22 protein-coding genes and 1 tRNA gene are annotated in these 20,882 nt (G+C 59.2%); 7 read left to right on the top strand and 16 right to left on the bottom strand.

The features are described 5' to 3' along the window. Nucleotides 1–31: 31 nt before the first annotated feature. Nucleotides 32–1,540, top strand: coding sequence for a transcriptional regulator GcsR (gene gcsR, locus AC1RL4_RS09710; RefSeq protein WP_019651448.1), 1,509 nt, complete (start codon nucleotides 32–34; stop codon nucleotides 1,538–1,540). 172 nt (nucleotides 1,541–1,712) lie between these two features. On the opposite strand, the gene AC1RL4_RS09705 is transcribed toward gcsR, so the two are convergent. Continuing rightward, nucleotides 1,713–1,919, bottom strand: a complete 207-nt coding sequence (locus AC1RL4_RS09705; RefSeq protein WP_155954627.1) for a hypothetical protein — start codon at nucleotides 1,917–1,919, stop codon at nucleotides 1,713–1,715. Between AC1RL4_RS09705 and gcvH the strand changes: the two genes are divergently transcribed. The 6 genes from gcvH to AC1RL4_RS09675 all read left to right on the top strand — a co-directional run bounded on the left by gcvH (nucleotide 1,918) and on the right by AC1RL4_RS09675 (nucleotide 9,019). Then, nucleotides 1,918–2,292: a glycine cleavage system protein GcvH gene (gcvH, locus tag AC1RL4_RS09700; protein WP_018926486.1), complete on the top strand. Its 375-nt coding sequence runs from the start codon at nucleotides 1,918–1,920 to the stop codon at nucleotides 2,290–2,292. The genes AC1RL4_RS09705 and gcvH overlap by 2 nt on opposite strands. 11 nt (nucleotides 2,293–2,303) lie before the next feature. Further along, nucleotides 2,304–5,156, top strand: coding sequence for an aminomethyl-transferring glycine dehydrogenase (gcvP, locus tag AC1RL4_RS09695; protein ID WP_230175470.1), 2,853 nt, complete (start codon nucleotides 2,304–2,306; stop codon nucleotides 5,154–5,156). A gap of 137 nt (nucleotides 5,157–5,293) precedes the next feature. Next, nucleotides 5,294–6,670 carry an L-serine ammonia-lyase gene (locus AC1RL4_RS09690; protein WP_018926488.1) on the top strand — a complete coding sequence of 459 codons (1,377 nt, stop codon included), beginning with the start codon at nucleotides 5,294–5,296 and terminating at the stop codon, nucleotides 6,668–6,670. A gap of 33 nt (nucleotides 6,671–6,703) precedes the next feature. After that, nucleotides 6,704–7,828 carry a glycine cleavage system aminomethyltransferase GcvT gene (gcvT, locus tag AC1RL4_RS09685; protein WP_019581476.1) on the top strand — a complete coding sequence of 375 codons (1,125 nt, stop codon included), beginning with the start codon at nucleotides 6,704–6,706 and terminating at the stop codon, nucleotides 7,826–7,828. 393 nt (nucleotides 7,829–8,221) lie between these two features. Then, nucleotides 8,222–8,434, top strand: coding sequence for a cold-shock protein (locus tag AC1RL4_RS09680; RefSeq protein WP_007934683.1), 213 nt, complete (start codon nucleotides 8,222–8,224; stop codon nucleotides 8,432–8,434). A gap of 96 nt (nucleotides 8,435–8,530) precedes the next feature. Then, nucleotides 8,531–9,019: an RDD family protein gene (locus tag AC1RL4_RS09675; protein WP_019581477.1), complete on the top strand. Its 489-nt coding sequence runs from the start codon at nucleotides 8,531–8,533 to the stop codon at nucleotides 9,017–9,019. Between the two features lie 61 nt (nucleotides 9,020–9,080). Here the strand turns inward: AC1RL4_RS09675 and nadA are convergent, their stop codons facing one another. From nadA to AC1RL4_RS09600, 15 genes are all read right to left on the bottom strand, one after another. Next, a complete protein-coding gene (nadA, locus tag AC1RL4_RS09670) occupies nucleotides 9,081–10,139 on the bottom strand; it encodes a quinolinate synthase NadA (RefSeq protein ID WP_018926491.1) in 1,059 nt (352 codons plus the stop codon). A gap of 262 nt (nucleotides 10,140–10,401) precedes the next feature. Then, nucleotides 10,402–10,477, bottom strand: a tRNA-Lys gene (locus tag AC1RL4_RS09665). A 63-nt stretch (nucleotides 10,478–10,540) separates the two neighbouring features. Beyond that, a complete protein-coding gene (queC, locus tag AC1RL4_RS09660) occupies nucleotides 10,541–11,233 on the bottom strand; it encodes a 7-cyano-7-deazaguanine synthase QueC (protein ID WP_019581478.1) in 693 nt (230 codons plus the stop codon). Between the two features lies 1 nt (nucleotide 11,234). Beyond that, on the bottom strand, nucleotides 11,235–11,882 hold the full coding sequence (gene queE / locus AC1RL4_RS09655; protein ID WP_018926493.1) for a 7-carboxy-7-deazaguanine synthase QueE: 648 nt from the start codon (nucleotides 11,880–11,882) through the stop codon (nucleotides 11,235–11,237). Between the two features lie 166 nt (nucleotides 11,883–12,048). Next, nucleotides 12,049–12,888, bottom strand: coding sequence for a tol-pal system protein YbgF (gene ybgF, locus AC1RL4_RS09650; RefSeq protein ID WP_026331869.1), 840 nt, complete (start codon nucleotides 12,886–12,888; stop codon nucleotides 12,049–12,051). A 6-nt stretch (nucleotides 12,889–12,894) separates the two neighbouring features. Beyond that, entirely contained in the window at nucleotides 12,895–13,392 is a 498-nt protein-coding gene (gene pal, locus AC1RL4_RS09645; protein WP_003178634.1) for a peptidoglycan-associated lipoprotein Pal, read from the bottom strand. 52 nt (nucleotides 13,393–13,444) lie between these two features. Next, nucleotides 13,445–14,713, bottom strand: a complete 1,269-nt coding sequence (gene tolB, locus AC1RL4_RS09640; RefSeq protein ID WP_018926495.1) for a Tol-Pal system beta propeller repeat protein TolB — start codon at nucleotides 14,711–14,713, stop codon at nucleotides 13,445–13,447. Nucleotides 14,714–14,742: 29 nt separating this feature from the next. Further along, nucleotides 14,743–15,822 carry a cell envelope integrity protein TolA gene (tolA, locus tag AC1RL4_RS09635; protein WP_018926496.1) on the bottom strand — a complete coding sequence of 360 codons (1,080 nt, stop codon included), beginning with the start codon at nucleotides 15,820–15,822 and terminating at the stop codon, nucleotides 14,743–14,745. After that, on the bottom strand, nucleotides 15,822–16,274 hold the full coding sequence (tolR, locus tag AC1RL4_RS09630; protein WP_169342487.1) for a protein TolR: 453 nt from the start codon (nucleotides 16,272–16,274) through the stop codon (nucleotides 15,822–15,824). The genes tolA and tolR overlap by 1 nt, the downstream gene beginning before the upstream one ends. 23 nt (nucleotides 16,275–16,297) lie before the next feature. Beyond that, nucleotides 16,298–16,993, bottom strand: coding sequence for a protein TolQ (gene tolQ / locus AC1RL4_RS09625; RefSeq protein ID WP_018926498.1), 696 nt, complete (start codon nucleotides 16,991–16,993; stop codon nucleotides 16,298–16,300). Next, nucleotides 16,983–17,450: a tol-pal system-associated acyl-CoA thioesterase gene (gene ybgC / locus AC1RL4_RS09620; protein WP_007933231.1), complete on the bottom strand. Its 468-nt coding sequence runs from the start codon at nucleotides 17,448–17,450 to the stop codon at nucleotides 16,983–16,985. Before ybgC ends, tolQ begins: the two co-directional genes overlap by 11 nt. Nucleotides 17,451–17,577: 127 nt before the next feature. Beyond that, nucleotides 17,578–18,639, bottom strand: coding sequence for a Holliday junction branch migration DNA helicase RuvB (ruvB, locus tag AC1RL4_RS09615; RefSeq protein ID WP_493119566.1), 1,062 nt, complete (start codon nucleotides 18,637–18,639; stop codon nucleotides 17,578–17,580). Next, complete coding sequence (gene ruvA / locus AC1RL4_RS09610; RefSeq protein ID WP_007933256.1) at nucleotides 18,640–19,251, bottom strand: Holliday junction branch migration protein RuvA; 612 nt, start codon at nucleotides 19,249–19,251, stop codon at nucleotides 18,640–18,642. It abuts the gene before it with no gap. A gap of 115 nt (nucleotides 19,252–19,366) precedes the next feature. Beyond that, nucleotides 19,367–19,891: a crossover junction endodeoxyribonuclease RuvC gene (gene ruvC, locus AC1RL4_RS09605; protein WP_018926500.1), complete on the bottom strand. Its 525-nt coding sequence runs from the start codon at nucleotides 19,889–19,891 to the stop codon at nucleotides 19,367–19,369. Nucleotides 19,892–20,054: 163 nt separating this feature from the next. Then, nucleotides 20,055–20,801: a YebC/PmpR family DNA-binding transcriptional regulator gene (locus AC1RL4_RS09600; RefSeq protein ID WP_018926501.1), complete on the bottom strand. Its 747-nt coding sequence runs from the start codon at nucleotides 20,799–20,801 to the stop codon at nucleotides 20,055–20,057. Nucleotides 20,802–20,882: the final 81 nt, after the last annotated feature.

The raw sequence follows: 20,882 nt of genomic DNA, 5'->3' as shown, positions 1-20,882 counted from the left end.
CACCCTCCGCACTCCAGAACCAAACCGCCCCATGCGCATCCACGTCAGTTTCATCGACCGCGTCGGTATCACCCAGGAAGTCCTGGCCCTGCTCGGTGGGCGTAATCTCAATCTGGATGCGGTGGAAATGGTGCCGCCCAATGTCTACATCGACGCCCCGACCTTGAGCCCGGCCGTGCTCGAAGAGCTGCGCGATGCGCTGTTCAACGTGCATGGCGTGCAAGCGGTGACGGTGGTCGACATCCTTCCCGGTCAACGCCGTCACTTGCAGCTCGATGCGCTGCTCGCCGCCATGACCGACCCGGTGCTGGCCCTGGACAGCGCCGGCAAGGTGCTGCTGGCCAACCCGGCACTGATTGCCCTGTACGGTCGCGAACCGGCGGGTGAAAGCATCAGCGAGCTGTTTGCCGACCCGGCGCTGCTCGACACATTGCTGGAAAACGGCTTCCGCCTGCCGCTGCGCGAGATCACCGTCAACGGTCAAACCCTGCTGCTGGATGCCACGCCGATCACCGACGCCGGCGCCCTGCTGACCCTGTATCAACCGAACCGCATTGGTGAACGCCTCTCGGCGCTGCACCACGATCACGCTGAAGGTTTCGATGCCCTGCTCGGCGAATCCCCGGCGATTCGTACGCTCAAGGCCCGCGCCCAACGAGTCGCAGCCCTTGATGCACCGTTGCTGATCCAGGGTGAAACCGGCACCGGCAAAGAACTGGTGGCCCGTGCCTGCCACGCCATCAGCGCCCGCCACAGTTCGCCGTTCCTGGCCTTGAACTGCGCGGCACTGCCGGAAAACCTCGCCGAAAGCGAACTGTTCGGCTACGCCCCCGGCGCTTTCACCGGGGCGCAACGGGGCGGCAAGCCGGGGCTGATGGAGCTGGCCAACCAGGGCACGGTATTTCTCGACGAGATCGGTGAAATGTCGCCGTATTTGCAGGCGAAACTGCTGCGTTTTCTCAACGACGGCAGCTTCCGTAGGGTTGGCGGCGATCGCGAAGTGAAGGTCAACGTGCGGATCCTCAGCGCGACCCATCGCGACCTGGAAAAAATGGTCAGCGAAGGCACTTTCCGCGAAGACCTGTTCTATCGCCTCAACGTGCTGAATGTCGAAGTCCCGCCCCTGCGCGAGCGCGGCCAGGACATTCTGCTGCTGGCGCGTTACTTCATGCAGCAGGCCTGCGCGCAGATCCAGCGTCCGGTCTGTCGCCTGGCCCCCGGCACTTACCCGGCGCTGCTAGGCAATCGCTGGCCAGGCAACGTACGGCAATTGCAGAACGTGATCTTCCGCGCCGCGGCGATTTGCGAAAGCAGCCTGGTGGACATCGGCGACCTCGACATCGCCGGCACCTCTGTGGCGCGCCAGAGCGACATCGAGGTCGACAGCCTCGAACAGGCCATGGAAGCGTTCGAGAAGGACCTGCTGGAAAAGCTCTACGTCAGCTACCCCTCGACCCGCCAACTGGCCAGCCGCCTGCAAACCTCCCACACCGCGATTGCCCATCGGTTACGCAAGTACGGCATTCCCAATAAGCCGTGAGGCTTGTGGCTGAAAGGCTATCTCTCTAAACACCATAGACCGCCGCTCCCGCAGGTTTTTGCCGCCTTCAAAACCATGCCAAAAAGCGACCTCCATCTGTACTGAAAGCGCTACAGTGGAATGATATCGATACACCCTCTCCCAATCAGCGCCGTGCAAGGCTTTGATCCACCTAGGCTTTTTTCTTTGCTTCAAGCTGTAGCGATTTCGCTACAGCCGCAGAAACACAACGGTTTACGCAAACATCTAAGTTGCTGTTTTTAAACATAAAAATAACATTGGCCGCCTTTTTGCTTAGTAACCTCCTATAAAGCAGGGTTTTTGCCCCTGCATTCCATCGCGTCCACCAGACGAGTCTGGCCCCCTTAGGAGTTTCCATGAGCGAGTTGCGTTTTACTGAAGATCACGAATGGCTGCGCACCGAAGCTGACGGCACCGTTACGGTCGGCATCACCGCTTTCGCACAGAACGCACTGGGCGACGTGGTTTTCGTACAACTGCCTGAGCTGCAGTCCTACGACAAAGGCGCAGAAGCCGCCACAGTGGAATCGGTAAAAGCTGCCAGCGGTGTGTACATGCCTCTGGACGGAGAAGTGGTCGAGACCAACCCGGCCCTCGATAGCAGCCCTGAACTGGTCAACGAAGATCCGCTGGGCGAAGGCTGGTTCTTCCGCTTCAAGCCAACCGACGCCTCGGCTGTCGGCCAACTGCTGGATCAAGACGCTTACGACCGTCTGATTGCCCAAGCCTGAGGAGCGCTGACATGACTCAAGTCAATCTGACGACCGCCAACGAATTCATCACCCGCCACATCGGCCCGCGCGCAGGTGATGAGCAAGCCATGCTCAACAGCCTGGGCTTTGATTCCCTGGAAGCCCTGAGCGCCAGCGTGATTCCCGACAGTATCAAAGGCACCAGCATCCTCGGCCTTGAAGACGGCCTGAGCGAAGCCGATGCCCTGGCGTTGATCAAATCCATCGCCGGTAAAAACCAGCTGTTCAAGACTTACATCGGTCAGGGCTACTACGGCACTCACACGCCGTCGCCGATCCTGCGCAACCTGCTGGAAAATCCGGCCTGGTACACCGCCTACACCCCATACCAGCCAGAAATCTCCCAGGGCCGTCTCGAAGCGCTGTTGAACTTCCAGACCCTGATCAGCGACCTGACCGGCCTGCCGATCGCCAACGCCTCGCTGCTGGACGAAGCCACCGCTGCTGCCGAAGCCATGACCTTCTGCAAACGCCTGAGCAAGAACAAAGGCAGCCACGCCTTCTTCGCCTCCGTTCATTGCCACCCGCAAACCCTCGACGTTTTGCGCACCCGTGCCGAGCCTTTGGGCATCGACGTTGTGGTGGGCGACGAGCGTGAACTGACCGACGTGACGCCGTTCTTCGGCGCCTTGTTGCAATACCCGGCCAGCAACGGTGACGTGTTCGACTACCGCGAACTGACCGAGCGCTTCCACGCGGCGAATGCGCTGGTCGCGGTCGCTGCTGACCTGCTGGCCCTGACCGTGCTGACCCCGCCGGGCGAGTTCGGCGCCGACGTGGCCATCGGCAGCGCGCAACGCTTCGGCGTTCCGCTGGGCTTCGGTGGCCCGCACGCAGCGTACTTCTCCACCAAGGATGCGTTCAAGCGCGACATGCCGGGCCGTCTGGTCGGCGTTTCCGTGGACCGTTTCGGCAAGCCGGCCCTGCGCCTGGCCATGCAGACCCGCGAGCAACATATCCGTCGCGAGAAAGCCACCAGCAACATCTGCACCGCCCAGGTTCTGTTGGCCAACATCGCCAGCATGTACGCCGTGTACCACGGCCCGAAAGGCCTGACGCAGATCGCCAATCGCATTCATCACCTGACCGCGATCCTCGCCAAAGGCTTGAGCGCACTGGGCCTGAGCGTCGAGCAAGCCAGCTTCTTCGACACCTTGACGATCAAAACCGGCGCGCAAACGGCGGCCCTGCACGACAAGGCTCATGCGCAGAAGATCAACCTGCGCGTGGTCGATGCTGAGCGTCTGGGTCTGTCCCTCGACGAAACCAGCAGCCAGGCTGACGTCGAAACCCTGTGGAGCCTGCTGGCCGACGGCAAGGCACTGCCGGACTTCGCTGCATTGGCCGCTTCGGTCCAAAGCACCCTCCCGGCCGCACTGGTTCGCCAATCGCCAATCCTCAGCCACCCGGTGTTCAACCGTTATCACTCCGAAACCGAGCTGATGCGCTACCTGCGCAAACTGGCGGACAAGGACCTGGCCCTGGATCGCACCATGATCCCGCTGGGTTCCTGCACCATGAAACTCAACGCCGCCAGCGAAATGATCCCGGTGACCTGGGCTGAATTCGGTGCCCTGCACCCGTTCGCTCCGGCCGAGCAAAGCGCCGGCTATCAGCAACTGACCGATGAACTGGAAGCGATGCTCTGCGCCGCCACCGGTTACGACTCGATCTCCCTGCAACCGAACGCCGGTTCCCAGGGTGAATACGCCGGTCTGTTGGCGATTCGTGCCTACCACCAGAGCCGTGGCGAAGACCGTCGCGACATCTGCCTGATCCCGTCGTCCGCCCACGGCACCAACCCGGCCACCGCCAACATGGCCGGCATGCGTGTGGTTGTGACCGCGTGCGATGCCCGCGGCAACGTCGACATCGAAGACCTGCGTGCCAAGGCCATCGAGCACCGCGAACACCTCGCCGCGCTGATGATCACCTACCCGTCGACCCACGGCGTGTTCGAAGAAGGCATCCGTGAAATCTGCGGCATCATTCACGACAACGGCGGCCAGGTGTATATCGATGGCGCGAACATGAACGCCATGGTCGGCCTCTGCGCACCGGGCAAGTTCGGCGGCGACGTATCGCACCTGAACCTGCACAAAACCTTCTGCATCCCACACGGCGGTGGCGGCCCGGGCGTCGGCCCGATTGGCGTCAAGTCGCACCTGACGCCATTCCTGCCGGGCCACGCCCAGATGGAACGCAAGGAAGGCGCGGTCTGCGCGGCACCGTTCGGCAGCGCGAGCATTCTGCCGATCACCTGGATGTACATTCGAATGATGGGTGGCGCCGGCCTCAAGCGCGCTTCGCAATTGGCGATCCTGAATGCCAATTACATTTCCCGTCGCCTCGAAGAGCACTATCCAGTGCTGTACACCGGCAGCAACGGTCTGGTGGCGCACGAATGCATCCTCGACCTGCGTCCGCTGAAAGACAGCAGCGGCATCAGCGTCGATGACGTGGCCAAGCGCCTGATCGACTTCGGCTTCCACGCCCCGACCATGTCGTTCCCGGTGGCCGGCACGTTGATGATCGAGCCGACCGAAAGCGAATCCAAGGAAGAACTGGACCGCTTCTGCGACGCCATGATCCGCATCCGCGAAGAAATCCGCGCGGTGGAAAACGGCACGCTGGACAAGGATGACAACCCGCTGAAAAACGCCCCGCACACCGCTGCGGAAATCGTCGGCGAGTGGACTCATCCGTACAGCCGCGAGCAAGCCGTTTACCCGGTAGCGTCGCTGATCGAAGCCAAGTACTGGCCGCCGGTCGGTCGCGTCGACAACGTGTTTGGCGATCGCAACCTGGTCTGCGCCTGCCCGTCGATCGAAAGCTACGCTTGATCTATAGGGGGCGAGTTACTCGCCCCCTTCAAGAACACCGCACTCCCCCTGTGGGAGCTGGCTTGCCTGCTCCCACAGGATCGCAGTTCCCCATCGGATCTGTGTCGATCCTCATAACAAGAAACCGGAGAACAACCATGTCGTTAAGCGTGTTCGACCTGTTCAAAATTGGTATCGGCCCCTCCAGCTCCCACACCGTCGGCCCGATGCGTGCCGCTGCGCGCTTCGCCGAAGGTCTGCGCCGTGAAGGGCTGCTATCGGCAACCACCTGCGTCAAAGTCGAGCTCTACGGCTCGCTCGGCGCCACCGGCAAAGGCCACGGCAGCGACAAGGCCGTATTGCTGGGCTTGGAAGGCGAACACCCGGACACCGTGGACACCGAAACCGTCACCGCCCGCCTGCAAGAGATTCGCAGCAGCGGTCGCTTGAACCTGCTCGGTGAACACAGCATCGCGTTCAACGAGAAAGAACACCTGGCAATGATTCGTAAACCGTTGGCCTATCACCCCAACGGCATGATCTTTCGCGCGTTCGACGCGGCCGGCCTGCAAGTGCGCAGCCGCGAGTATTACTCGGTCGGTGGCGGGTTCGTGGTCGATGAAGACGCGGCCGGTGCCGATCGCATCGTTGAAGACGCCACACCGCTGACCTTCCCGTTCAAAAGCGCCAAGGACCTGCTTGGTCACTGCAGCACTTACGGTTTATCGATCAGTCAGGTGATGCTGACCAACGAAAGCGCCTGGCGCCCGGAAGCGGAAACCCGCGCCGGGCTGCTGAAGATCTGGCAAGTGATGCAAGACTGCGTCGCCGCCGGTTGCCGCAACGAAGGCATCCTGCCCGGTGGGCTGAAGGTCAAACGGCGGGCGGCGGCGCTGCATCGGCAACTGTGCAAAAACCCGGAATCGTCGCTGCGCGATCCACTGTCGGTGCTGGACTGGGTCAACCTGTACGCCCTGGCGGTCAACGAAGAAAACGCCAACGGCGGACGCGTGGTCACTGCGCCCACCAATGGTGCAGCCGGCATTATCCCGGCGGTGCTGCATTACTACATGCGCTTCATCCCCGGTGCCAACGAAGACGGCGTGGTGCGTTTTCTACTGACAGCTGCTGCGATTGGCATTCTGTACAAGGAAAACGCCTCGATCTCTGGCGCCGAAGTCGGCTGTCAGGGTGAAGTCGGCGTTGCATGTTCCATGGCGGCCGGCGCCTTGTGCGAAGTGCTGGGCGGTACGGTGCAGCAGGTGGAAAACGCGGCCGAAATCGGCATGGAACACAACCTCGGCCTGACCTGCGACCCGATTGGCGGACTGGTGCAAGTGCCTTGCATCGAGCGCAACGCCATGGGTTCGGTCAAGGCCATCAATGCGGTGCGCATGGCCCTGCGTGGCGACGGTCAGCACTTCGTCTCCCTCGACAAGGTCATCCGCACCATGCGCCAGACCGGCGCCGACATGAAAAGCAAATACAAGGAAACCGCCCGTGGCGGTTTGGCGGTCAACATTATCGAGTGCTGATGCGCGCATCTGCACTATTTTCAGGAGCTGTATATGTCCACCGAACAACTGTTGAAGACCCCGTTGCACGCACTGCACCTCGAACTCGGCGCCCGCATGGTGCCGTTCGCCGGTTATGACATGCCGGTGCAATACCCGTTGGGCGTGATGAAAGAACACCAGCACACCCGTGATCAGGCCGGGCTGTTCGATGTGTCGCACATGGGCCAGATCCGCCTGACCGGTGCCAACGCCGCCAAAGCCCTGGAAACCCTGGTACCGGTGGACATCATCGACCTGCCGGTGGGCATGCAGCGTTACGCGATGTTCACCAACGAGGCCGGTGGCATCCTCGACGACCTGATGGTCGCCAACCTCGGTAATGACGAACTGTTCCTGGTGGTCAACGCCGCCTGCAAGGACCAGGACTTGGCGCACCTGCGCAAGCACATCGGCGACCAGTGCACCATTGAACCGCTGTTCGAAGAGCGTGCCCTGCTCGCTCTGCAAGGCCCGGCTGCCGTCACCGTGCTCGCACGCCTGGCACCGGAAGTTGCGAAGATGACCTTCATGCAGTTCACCCGCGTGAAACTGTTGGGCGTGGACTGCTTTGTCAGCCGTTCGGGCTACACCGGTGAAGACGGTTACGAAATCTCCGTACCGGCGGCCAACGCCGAAGCGCTGGCTCGCGCCCTGCTGGCCGAACCGGAAGTGGAGGCCATCGGCCTCGGCGCCCGCGATTCCCTGCGCCTGGAAGCCGGCCTGTGCCTCTACGGCCACGACATGAACACCGAAACCACGCCGATCGAAGCAAGCCTGTTGTGGGCCATCTCCAAGGTTCGTCGTGCCGATGGTGCACGGGCCGGCGGCTTCCCTGGCGCCGAAACCGTGTTCGCCCAACAGCAAACCGGTGTCAGTCGCAAACGCGTTGGCCTGCTGCCGCAGGAACGTACACCGGTGCGTGAAGGTGCAGAGATCGTCAACGAAGCTGGCGAAATCATCGGCAGCGTCTGCAGCGGCGGCTTCGGTCCGACCTTGGGCGGTCCTTTGGCCATGGGTTACCTCGACAGCGCTTATACCGTTTTGGAAACGCCAGTTTGGGCCATTGTGCGTGGGAAAAAGGTGCCTTTGCTTGTAAGCAAAATGCCATTTGTTCCACAACGCTACTATCGTGGCTGATTGACTGTTTCTATAAGTAACGCGGTTGCGTTAACAGTGCACTAATCTGTAACGCAACCGCCATAAAATAGTGCATACGTTTCGTTTATGAACGTTACTTATAACAATCGAAAAGCAATGAACAACTCGATCGAATAAGCCCGCACTAGTGACCACTCTAATTGCCATCAACCTGAGGAAATCCGGGCCTTCGCGGGGCTTGTTTTTTCTCCCGTAGTTGGCGTAGAGTTTGTTCACTGTGTTTGCATGGGTCGCTTGGAAATCGTGACCTGGGCAGTAGCCTACAAGTTAGCTACATCCCGCTCGACGTCTTCTTACTCTCCTGCAACCAGCCCCAGTACTCTTTCACGAGAAGGAGACTGTCATTCATTTTTGCGTCAAAGGAAATAAGAAATGTCCCAACGTCAGAGCGGTACCGTCAAGTGGTTTAACGACGAGAAAGGTTTTGGTTTTATCACTCCAGAAAGCGGTCCGGATCTGTTCGTGCATTTCCGCGCTATTCAGGGCAACGGCTTCAAGAGCCTGAAAGAAGGCCAGAAAGTGACGTTCGTTGCTGTGCAAGGCCAGAAAGGCATGCAGGCTGACGAAGTACAAGCAGAAGGCTAATCTTCTGTTACGAAAAAGCCCCTGATGGTGACATCAGGGGCTTTTTTGTGCGCGCAAATCCGTAAAATGGCTTCTTTTTTCCGTTCAGAGGCAGCCATGTCGAAACACCTGCTCAACCCCCAAGGCGACTTTCCCGCCGCAGGCCTGGGTCGTCGCCTGGCAGCGATGTTCTACGACTTCCTGCTGTGCACCGCGCTGCTGATCGTCACCAGCGGCATTTACAAGATGATCCAGATGGCGATCATCGGCGAAGACCGGATGCGCACCCTGACCGAGGCCGGCGCCTTGGACGGTGACCCACTGCTGTCGACGGTTCTGCTGTTTGTGCTGTTCGGCTTCTTCGCCAAGTTCTGGACCTGGTCGGGCCAGACCCTGGGCATGCAGGTGTGGTGCATCCGCGTACAAAACGCCGACGGTTCATCCATCAGCCTGTGGCAGGCGCTGCTGCGCTTTGTGGTGTCGATCGCGTCCTGGTTATGCCTCGGGCTGGGGTTCTTCTGGTCGCTGTTCGACAAACAGAAGCGCAGCTGGCATGACATCTACTCCAACACCCAGTTGGTGCGGATTCCGAAGAAGACCAAATAATCCTCAGATGCAAAAACGCCCCGATCAAACCGGGGCGCTTTTTTGGCTCACTGCCAACGAATCAGGCGTTACCCGCCAGCTTCATCCGCGCCGCCTGCGTGAAATCGAGCATCCGCTTCAACGGCCGAATCGCCTGCGGAATCAACGCCGGGTCGACGAAGATCTCGTTGGTCCCCTCCTTCAAGCTCTTCAGCGTGCGTTCAAGGGTGTTCATCGCCATCCACGGGCAATGCGCGCAACTGCGGCAAGCCGCGCCGTTACCGGCCGTTGGCGCTTCGATAAAGACCTTGTCCGGGCACAACTGCTGCATCTTGTAGAAGATGCCGCGGTCGGTGGCAACGATCAGGGTCTTGTTCGGCAGGCTTTGCGCAGCAGCGATCAGCTGACTGGTGGAACCCACCGCATCGGCCAATTCGATCACGGCGGTCGGCGACTCCGGATGCACCAGAATGGCCGCGTCCGGGTACAGCGCTTTCATGTCTTCAAGCTGCTTGGCCTTGAACTCTTCGTGAACGATGCAGGCACCGTCCCACAGCAGCATGTCGGCGCCGGTCTGGCGCTGGATGTAAGTGCCCAGGTGCTTGTCCGGGCCCCAGATAATGGTTTCGCCGTTATCCATCAGGCTTTCGACGATTTCCAGCGCGCAACTGGAAGTCACCACCCAATCCGCCCGGGCTTTGACTGCCGCCGAGGTGTTGGCATACACCACCACCGTGCGTTCCGGGTGCTGATCGCAGAACGCCGAGAACTCGTCCACCGGGCAACCCAGGTCCAGCGAGCAGGTCGCTTCCAGGGTCGGCATCAGCACACGTTTTTCAGGGTTGAGGATTTTCGCGGTTTCACCCATGAATTTCACACCGGCGACCACTACGGTCTTGGCCGGGTGAGCATTGCCGAAGCGGGCCATCTCCAGAGAGTCGGAGACGCAGCCACCGGTTTCTTCGGCCAGGGCCTGAATGACTGGATCGCAATAGAAGTGGGCAACCAGCACCGCGTCCTGAGCTTTGAGCTCGGCTGCGATGGCTGTGCGGTAATAAGCCTCTTCCTCGGCCGTCAGCGGCTTGGGCTGCTTGGCGTCGAGGTGGGCTTGAACCAGAAGGCGTTCGGAAATCTGCGTCATGTTCGCAAGACCTGCAGGCGCTTTCGCGCGAAAGTCGAGTATACACCCGGCTCCGGACCCTTCGGGGTACCGCCGGGAGAGTGAGTATTCATCAGGCACGGACAGCGTTGAAGCTGCGCAAGGCTACAGAATATCCGGCGGATGCAAAAGATGATTCTGACCTGTGTCACTCGGTGCGATCCCGAACCAGGACAACCTCAAATCGCAGGCAAAAAAAAACCCGGAAATCCTCACTTACGTGGGCCTTCCAGATTTTTTAAAATGGTGGGTCGTGTGGGATTCGAACCTACGACCAATTGGTTAAAAGCCAACTGCTCTACCAACTGAGCTAACGACCCGCTGTGTGGTGGCGCGTATAATACTGATTTTTAAGGACTATTCAACACCTAATTTGAAATAAATCAAAAATAAGGTGTCGGGTCGCTGATTCCGGCCGCCGCAAAGCCTTCTGCACGCAGACGGCAGCTGTCGCATTTACCGCAAGCACGGCCGTTATCGTCCGCCTGATAGCAGGAAACGGTCAGCCCGTAATCGACGCCAAGCTTCACGCCCGCCTGAACGATCTGCGCCTTGCTCAGGTTCTGCAGGGGCGCCTGGATACGGAAGCCATTCCCTTCTACACCGGCTTTGGTCGCCAAATTAGCCATGCGCTCGAAGGCTTCGATGAACTCGGGACGGCAATCCGGGTAACCGGAGTAATCCACCGCGTTGACACCGATAAAGATGTCACGCGCACCCAGCACTTCGGCCCATCCCAACGCCAGGGACAGAAACACCGTGTTGCGCGCCGGCACATAAGTCACCGGAATGCCTTCGCTCGGCGCCTCCGGTACGTCGATGGAACTGTCGGTCAGGGCCGAGCCGCCGATACCGTTCAGGTTCAGGCCGATCACCTTGTGCTCGACCACACCCAAGTCGCGGGCAACACGCTCGGCGGCCTGCAGTTCGGCACGGTGGCGCTGACCGTAATCGAAGCTCATGGTGTAGCAGCTATAGCCTTCGGCACGGGCCATGGCCACGACCGTCGCCGAGTCCAGGCCACCGGACAGCAGGATGACCGCACGTTTTTCAGCAGTGTTCAGTTGTTCAGTCATTTCAGCGCCCCGGCTCGTCATTCCAAAGATATTTATGCAGCTGCAATTGCAGACGCACTGGCAGATTGTCCGCCACCACCCAGTCCGCGAGATCACGTGCATTCAGGTCATGGTGGCTCGGCGAGAACAGGACTTCGCCGGCACGCTCGTTCAAACCGTATTGAATCAGCTTGGACACGGCCCAGTCATAGTCTTCCCGCGAGCAGATGACAAACTTCACCTGATCGTTGGGCGTGAGCAGTTCGATGTTCTCGTAGCGGTTGCGGTGGGCTTCTTTCGAACCCGGGGTTTTCAGGTCGACGACGCGACTGACCCGTGGATCGACCGCCGAGATGTCCAGCGCACCACTGGTTTCCAGCGACACTTCGTAACCGGCGTCACACAACTGCTTGAGCAAGGGAATGGCATTGGGTTGCGCCAGGGGCTCACCGCCCGTGACACAGACGTAACGCGGGCGAAAACCGGCCACTTGCTCGAGGATGTCGTCGAGCGTGCGGAGGGTGCCGCCAGTGAACGCGTAGGCGCTGTCGCAGTATTGGCAACGCAATGGGCAACCGGTCAGGCGCACAAAAACAGTGGGCAGCCCGGCAGTCCGCGTTTCACCCTGCAACGAGTAGAAAACTTCGGTGATTCTCAATGTGTCTTGCATAGTCGCCACGGGCGTAACAGCTAAACAGGCTGTCCGCCTCCGTCAGGCACTTCAAGGAACCCCGCCAACGCGCAGATCCCAAAAAGCGTGTTTCATAAAAAGGGCATGAATTCTAACGAAAAAACCCGCGACAAGCGCGGGTTTCTTCAAAACGGGCCAAACAGGCTTACATGCGCTGCAAGTCCCGTTGCGCCAGCTGAGCGGCGGAAGTGCCCGGATATTGGGACACGACCTGTTGCAGAATGCCTTTGACCCGGTCGGTATGACCGAGACGACGCTCTACATCAGCGAGCTTGTACAGCGAATCAGGCACTTTGGGGTGCTTGGGGTACAACTGCGAAACCTTGGCAAATGCCTGACCTGCACCTTGCAGATCACCTTTGGCCAGGTTCACTTCACCCAACCAGTACTGGGCATTGCCCGCGTATTGGCTGTTCGGGTATTTGCGCAGGAATGCGGCGAAAGCCTGGCTGGCCTTGTCGAAATCCTTGGCTTTGATCAGGTCGAAGGCTGCATCGTAATACAGTTTTTCCTTCGCCGGGTCAGCCGGTTCGCCACCCGCGGCCGGGGCTTGAGCGGCAGCCGCTCCCGCACCTGCGCCGGCTGCTGCACCGGGGGCATTCAAATTGCCACCGGTGGAAGAATTATCAGGAGTCGCGGCTGGTGCAACGCCGGTTCCTATGCGCCGATCAAGATCCTGATATCGCTCCAGGTTCTCTTGCTTCATGCGCGCTACATCATTTTGCAGAACCTCGATGATGCCTTGTTGGCGCGAGATCTGCTCCTGCATCGATTGCAGTTGGTTGAACAGCTCGCCCTGTGCCGAGACAGGGGCCGAAACCCCTCCCCCGGCATAGGCGCCGTTCGTACCGTAACCCGCAGGCGGATAACTGCTCCCGCTATTGTTATAGCCGGAGTTGTCCTCGACCACAGGAACCGCAGCCCACACCGCAAGCGGTGCGAGACTGAGAGCCAAAACAGTTACAGCACGACGGCACGTTCGCATGACGAATTACTTACGCAGTTCGACGCGACGGTTTTGAGCCCAGGACTGCTCGTCGTTGCCGGTAGCAACTGGACGCTCTTCGCCGTAGGAAACCAGTTCCAGCTGAGCTGGGGAAACACCTTGCAGTACCAGGTAGCGCTGAACGGCTTTCGCACGACGCTCGCCCAGTGCCATGTTGTACTCACGAGTACCACGTTCGTCGGTGTTGCCTTCCAGAACAACGCGAGCGCCGTTTGCTTTCAGGTCTTTGGCGTGAACGTCCAGAGCGCGCATGGCTTCTGGCTTCAGGTCCGAGCTGTCGTATTCGAAGTAGAAGGTGGTGATTGCGCGCAGAGCAGCTTCTTCGCTCAGGGAGCCGTCAACTGCACCAGTGTTAGCGCCGTAACCAGCGTTTGGATCTACAGCGCCTTCACCGGCGTTGTCGCCGCCTTTGGACGAGCAACCTACAGCTACAGCCATGGCCAGAGCCAGCGCAGCAAATTTACCAAACTTCAGCATTTCCATCGTGAAACTCCTAATGAACCCCAGTGTGTTAAGTAAAACGTATAGCGCCGCGTCAGTTCAGGTAAGGGGACCAGGACGGTTCTCTGACTTCGCCTTGTGCGGTAGGAAGCGGGAGCCTCACGCGTCCATTAATAGACACGAGCATCAAGACTCCCCGGCCCTGCTGGCGGGTGGCGTAGATTACCATGGTGCCGTTGGGCGCAACAGTAGGAGACTCGTCCAGAGTGCTATCAGTGAGGATCTTTACACTACCGCGCTGCAAATCCTGGGCCGCCACCTTGAAGTTGGTGAAACCGTCCTGGCGGTGAATCATCACCAGGGTCTTTTCATCGGCCGACAGTTTAGGGTTGGCGTTGTAGTTACCAATGAAGGTCACACGCTCCGCACCACCACCGCCTGCGCTGGTTTTATAGATCTGAGGCTTGCCGCCACGGTCGGAGGTGAAGTAGATGGTCGAACCATCCTTACCCCAGAACGGTTCGGTGTTGATGCCAGGACCATTGGTGACACGGGTGATCTGACGCGACCCCAGGTTCATCACGTAGATGTCCGGGTTACCGTCTTTCGACAATACGAATGCCAGGCGATTGCCATCCGGCGACCAGGCTGGCGCGCCATTCAGGCCTTCGAAGTTGGTGATCTGCTCACGGCGACCAGTGTCGATGTTCTGCATGAAAATGCGCGGACGCTTCTGCTCGAACGACACGTAGGCAATGCGCTTGCCATCCGGTGCGAAACGCGGCGACAGGATTGGCTCGCGCGATTGCAGCAGCGTCACGGCACGGGCACCGTCGTAGTCCGAACGTTGCAGTGTGTAGCGAGTGTTCTTCTCGGAGAAACGCTCGGCCGTCACGTACAGCAGACGTGTCGAGAACGCACCTTTGATACCGGTGAGTTTTTCGAACGACTGGTCGGAGATGTAGTGCGCCATGTCGCGCAGTTGATCGACGCCGCCCGACACGCTGCCGGTCAGCACTTGCTGCTCGGTGGCGACGTTGAACAGTGCGTACTGCACCTGCAGGCGACCGCCCGCCGGAACAATGCTGCCGACCATGACGTACTGGGCACCCACCGCCTTGAAGTCACGGTAGATGATTTCGCTGGCCTGGCTTGGCTGGCTGATCATGTTCTGCTTTGGAATCGGCGCGTAGTAACCCGAATTGCGCAGGTCGTTACCGATAATCTCAGCCATGTCGTCCGGCAGCACGCTACCGCCCTGGAAGCCGAAAGGCACAACGGCAATTGGAGTTGCCTGGGAGCTGCCACTGCTGACCAGGATATTTTTTTCATCTGCCGTGGCCAGTCCTGCAAAGCAGAACATGACTACAAGCAGTCCTCGAAGAAGGTTTCTCACAAGGCTAAATCCTCAGGTGTGAATGTCATCTTGAATGAACGATAGGGTGCGAAATCAGCTGGCTTCAGACCCTGCATTTCGGTCAATCGACCAATATTTTTTACAGCCGCGACTGCAGAACTGTCGAACGGCGCGTCACCGCTGGAATGAGCAACCGAAACACCGGAGATCGTTCCGTCAGGGAGCATGTTGATTTGCAGAATCACCTTCATGCCCTTGCGGGCCGACGGTGGCTGCGCCCAACCTTCAGATGCTCGCGAACGAATCAGATCATCAAAGTTGCCCGCGGTTTCATCGCCTTGCTCATCCGCCAAAGCCTGCTGACGCTCGGTCTTATCGGACAGCAAGTCAGCCAGAGCCTGAGCCTTCTTGTCCTCTACCGACTTGCGAGCCGCATCCTGCGCTTTCTTCTTCGCAGCATCGGCAGTCGCTTTCTTCTTCGCGTCTTCGGCGATTTTCTTCTTCGCCTCTTCCGCTTCAGCTTTCTTCTTGGCGTCTTCCGCGGCTTTCTTCTTCGCGTCTTCGACGATCTTTTTCTTCGCTTCTTCAGCGGCCGCTTTCTTGGCCTCTTCTTCAGCAGCTTTTTTGGCTTCTTCTTCGGCTTTCTTCTTGGCTATATCAGCCAATTGTTTCTCTTCGGCCTTTTTGGCTTCGGCGGTCTTCTTCGCTTCGTCGGCTTTCTTGGCTTCATCAGCCTTTTTCGCCTCTTCCGCTTTCTTCGACTCGTCGGCCTTCTTGGCTTCCTCGGCCTTTTGAGCCGCTTCTTCTTTCTTTTGTTCCGCAGCCTTCACCGCTTCCTGCTCGACCTTCTTCTGTTCCATCTGCTCGACTTCGGTCTGACGCGCAGCAGATTTCTGCGCCTCACCCGCGATCTTCTGATTGGTCTGGGTGGTCGCCCGACTTTTCGATTTCAGCTGGTACAGGGTTGCCTGGACAATCGGCTTGGCCGGCGGCAGCTCCGGTGTGAAGGCGAAACTGACGAACAGCATGCCGAACACCAGCACGTGCAAGACAATCGCCCAGACACTAGGCCAGAAGTAGCTTTCCGAGGCGGACGGCTCTCGCAGTTGCTGCATCAGGGCGCCTCGGTAATCAAGCCAACATTACCGACCCCGGCCTTCTGCAACCCGCCCATGGCGCCCATGACGGCGCCATAATCGACGGTTTTGTCGCCACGAATGAACACCTGCGTGCGCTTGCCGTTACCGTTACCAACGCGAATGATCTTGGTCACGGCGTCGGTCATTTGCGGCAAGGTCATGGCCTTGTCCTGCTGCTTTTCGGTGTCGACTTCGCTGCCAAGGTTCCAGTAGTAGGTCTTGTCAGCCTTGATCGAAATGGTCAGGACCTGAGTGTTGTTGTCCTGCGGCAAGGCTTCGCTGGAAACCTTGGGCAGATCAACTTTCACGCCCTGATTGAGCATCGGCGCGGTCACCATGAAGATGACCAGCAGTACCAGCATCACGTCGATGTAAGGCACCACGTTCATCTCGGCAACCGGCTTGCGCTTTTTGCGAGCTCGAGCGATTAAAGCCATTGGAAATTACCTGCTTATTCTTCGCTGGTGTGCACTTTACGGTGCAGGATCGCCTGGAATTCGTCGGCGAAGGTGTAATAGCGGCCCAGCAGGGTTTCGCTGCGGGCAGCAAAACGGTTGTAGGCGATAACGGCCGGGATGGCGGCGAACAGACCGATCGCAGTAGCAACCAGTGCTTCGGCGATACCTGGAGCCACAGTGGCCAGGGTCGCTTGCTGGGCGGTCGCCAGACCACGGAAGGAGTTCATGATGCCCCAGACTGTACCGAACAGACCGATGTACGGGCTGACGGAACCGACGGTGGCGAGGAACGGCAGGCTCTGCTCGAGCTTCTCTTCCTCACGGGAGATGGCTACGCGCATGGCACGCGCCACGCCTTCCATGACCGCTTCCGGATCAACGCCCGACTGCTGGCGCAGACGGGAGAATTCCTTGAAGCCGGCACGGAAGATCTGCTCGACGCCGGAATCCGGATCAGGGTTGCTGCCAGCCTGACGGTAGAGTTTGGACAGGTCGATACCGGACCAGAAGCGCTCTTCAAAGCTCTCCAGGGCACGTCGACCGGCGCGCAGCAAGTTGCTGCGCTGAAAGATCATGATCCACGAGGTCACCGATGCGGCTACCAGAATCAGCATTACCAGTTGCACCACGACACTGGCATTGCTGACCAGGCTCCACATGGAGGAATGGTCGACGACGTTAGCTTCCACGCTTTATCTCCTGCTTTGAGTGTGTACCCGCGCCGCTCACGTCGGCAAAGGCCGCACGTAGAGCTTCGGGAATGGCCCGGGGTTTCAAACTGTTAGTGCGCACACAGGCCACCAGAAACTGCCCTTCGCAGAGCAGCACGTTATCCGTAGCCCGCCTGACCTGCTGTTTGAAGCGCAGGCTGACCCGGTTCAATTCAATTACTTCGGCGCTTACCAGCAGCTCGTCGTCCAGTCGCGCCGGCGCGTGATAACGCGCTTCGCTGGAATGCACGACGAACAACAGGTCCTCCCCTGCCAGCGCCGACTGGGCAAAGCCCAGCTCTCGGAGCCGCTCGGTTCGAGCCCGTTCCATAAACTTGAGGTAATTGACGTAATACACGATGCCGCCGGCATCGGTGTCCTCGTAATAAACGCGACAACGATGTGCGAACGGCTCAAGCCCGTTTTGCGCGCGCATACTCTAGTGCTTACTCCTCAGGTTGCCAATCCGGCCAGGCAACTGTTTTTCATTGATTCGCGGCTTTCTGGCGAAAGTACCGTCCTGGGACAGCACAAACCCTGAATAAATCAGCGCGCAAAGGTGATTAATCGTCCACGGCATCGAGGAACTCGTCTACCACGGGCATCTCGCCCAATCGTGACGGAATGTTTAAGCCGAAGTGCAAATACGCATGCCGGGTCACTACCCGCCCCCGCGGCGTGCGCATGATATAGCCCTGCTGGATCAGGTACGGCTCCAGCACATCTTCAATGGTGTGGCGTTCTTCGCTGATAGCAGCGGCCAGACTGTCCACCCCCACCGGCCCACCGTCGAACTTCTCGATCATGGTCAACAGCAGGCGTCGGTCCTGATGGTCGAAGCCACGCTCATCGACATCCAGCAGGTTCAAGGCCAGGTCGGCGATTGGTTTGGTGATGTGACCCTTGGCACGAACCTCGGCAAAATCCCGGACCCGGCGTAGCAAACGGTTGGCGATTCGCGGTGTGCCACGGGCACGCCGGGCGATTTCAAAGGCGCCTTCCGGGTCCAGCGGCAAACCGAGAATGTTCGCCGAACGGCTGACAATCGTTGCCAGGTCGGCGGTGCTGTAGAACTCCAGGCGCTGGACGATTCCGAAACGGTCGCGCAACGGGTTGGTCAGCATACCGACACGGGTCGTCGCGCCAACCAGGGTAAACGGTGGCAGATCGAGCTTGATCGAGCGCGCCGCCGGCCCTTCGCCGATCATGATGTCGAGCTGGAAATCTTCCATGGCCGGGTACAGCACTTCTTCGACGATCGGCGACAACCGATGGATCTCGTCGATGAACAGCACGTCATGGGGCTCAAGGTTGGTCAGCAATGCAGCCAGATCACCAGGACGCTCGAGGACCGGCCCCGAGGTGCTTTTGATCGACACGCCCATTTCCTGGGCAATGATGTTGGCCAGGGTGGTTTTACCCAGACCCGGCGGGCCGAAAATCAGGGTGTGATCCAGCGATTCATTGCGCCCGCGCGCGGCCTGGATGAACAACTCCATTTGCTCGCGAACGGTCGGCTGGCCAATGTATTCGGCCAGGCTGACGGGACGAATCGCCCGGTCCTGGACTTCTTCGCGCTCACGGGGGCCACCCGTAGCGGCGATCAGACGATCAGCTTCAATCACTTAGATCATTCCCTTCAGGGCACGACGAATCATGTCTTCACTGCTCAAACCTTTCTCCTTGATCGCGGAAATCGCCTTGCTGGCTTCCTGCGGCTTGTAGCCCAGGGAAATCAGCGCGCTGACCGCGTCATTTTCGGCGGCAGCGACTTGTTGCGCTGGCGCATCCGGCTGGTTCGGCACCAACGCAAACATGCTCGGTACGGTTTCCCAGGCTTTGAAGCGATCCTTGAGTTCCACCAGCAAACGCTCGGCAGTCTTCTTGCCAACGCCCGGCACCTTGGTCAGTGCCGAGGTGTCCTGGGACTGCACGCAACGGATCAACTCGTCGACTTCCAGGCTCGACATCAGGGCCAGCGCCAGTTTCGGCCCTACCCCATTGAGACGGATCAGTTCGCGAAAAAAGTCTCGCTCACGCTTGCCGAAGAAGCCATAGAGTAACTGCGCGTCTTCGCGTACGACCAAATGGGTGTGCAGGGTCAGCGGTTCACCGACCGACGGCAAGCGATAAAGCGTGGTCATGGGCACTTCCAGCTCATACCCCAGACCGTTTACATCCAGAATCAGGTGCGGCGGCTGTTTCTCAGCCAAAGTGCCGCGCAAGCGTCCAATCACGTTTCAGATCCTTGAGCGTTGGCCAGATCAGTGCTGGCGACTGACAGAACAAGGGTTTTGCACCGACTACACAGGCGCAAAACCCTCATCCCACAAAAAATGATTGCTGATGCTATCAGAGACGCAGGCGCCCGCCACGACTGCGTGCCGCGCCCAGGCCATGGGGCAACAGGCTGGAACGGGTGTGAGCGTGGCAAATCGCGATGGCCAGGGCATCCGAGGCATCGATTTGCGGCTTGCTGGTCAGTTTCAGCATGTGCATGACCATCATTTGCACTTGTTCTTTATTGGCGGCGCCGGTGCCGACCACGGCCTGCTTGACCTGGGTTGCGGTGTACTCGGCAATTTCCAGGCTCTCTTCGGCGCCGGCGACAATCGCCGCGCCACGGGCCTGCCCCAGTTTCAGCGCGGAGTCAGCATTGCGCGCCATGAACACCTTTTCGATGCCCATGGTGACCGGACCATAAGTCTGAATGATTTCACGCACACCGCGATAGACGATCTGCAGACGCTCATGCAACTCGCCGGCACCGGTGCGGATACAGCCCGATGCCACGTAAACACAACCACGGCCAGTATCGCGAACAATGCCGTAACCGGTGATACGCGAGCCGGGGTCGATACCAAGAATTAAAGTCATAACGCCTGCGAAGCTAGTGCGAATATCTGAGAGTAACCGTAGGAGCTGCCGAAGGCTCGGGCCGCGTTCGGACGATCTTTAAAATAAATAGCTGAAAATCAAAAGATCGCAGGCTTCGCCAGCACCTGCAGGGCTGATGAAGGCTGCGATCTTTATAAAGGCATCAACCGAGCTGTGCGGCCACCGCCTCCGGAATGTCCGCGTTGGAATACACGTTCTGCACGTCATCCAGGTCTTCGAGCATGTCGATCAGCTTGAGAACCTTCTCGGCGCCTTCCAGATCCAGTTCGGCACTGGTGGTCGGCAACATGACGATTTCCGCATCGCTGCCCTTGAAGCCTGCGGCCTCCAAGGCGTTACGCACGGAATAGAAGCCGGCGAACGAGGTAAACACGTCGATGGAGCCGTCTTCGTTGGTCACCACGTCATCGGCGTCGGCTTCCATGGCGGCTTCCATCAGCGCGTCCTCATCAACCCCTGGCGCGAAGGAAATCTGCCCTTTGCGTTCGAACAGATAAGCCACCGAACCGTCGGTACCGAGGTTGCCGCCGCACTTGCTGAACGCATGGCGAACAGCGGCTGCGGTACGGTTGCGATTATCGGTCATGCATTCGACCATCACCGCCACGCCGCCCGGGCCATAGCCTTCGTAGGTCAGCTCGACCATGTCATCGGTGTCGGCAGCGCCGGCACCACGGGCCACCGCGCGGTCGATGATGTCACGGCTCATGTTTGCGCCCAGCGCTTTATCCAGCGCCAGACGCAGACGCGGGTTGGAGCCCGGATCAGCGCCGCCCTGACGGGCAGCGACCGTCAGTTCACGAATCCACTTGGTGAAAATCTTGCCCTTCTTGGCATCCTGACGTTCTTTGCGGTGCTTGATGTTCGCCCACTTGGAATGACCCGCCATAACTCGCTCCGAATTTCTCTTTGAAACATCGCCCGCCACACAGGGAGTGTCGGCCAGCAACAAAAAATCTCGACCTAAAGA

Source organism: Pseudomonas sp. GW822-FHT07A10 (genome assembly GCF_058798795.1).
Note: the sequence above shows the minus strand (reverse complement) of the source record. Positions and strands in the feature narration are given on the sequence as shown.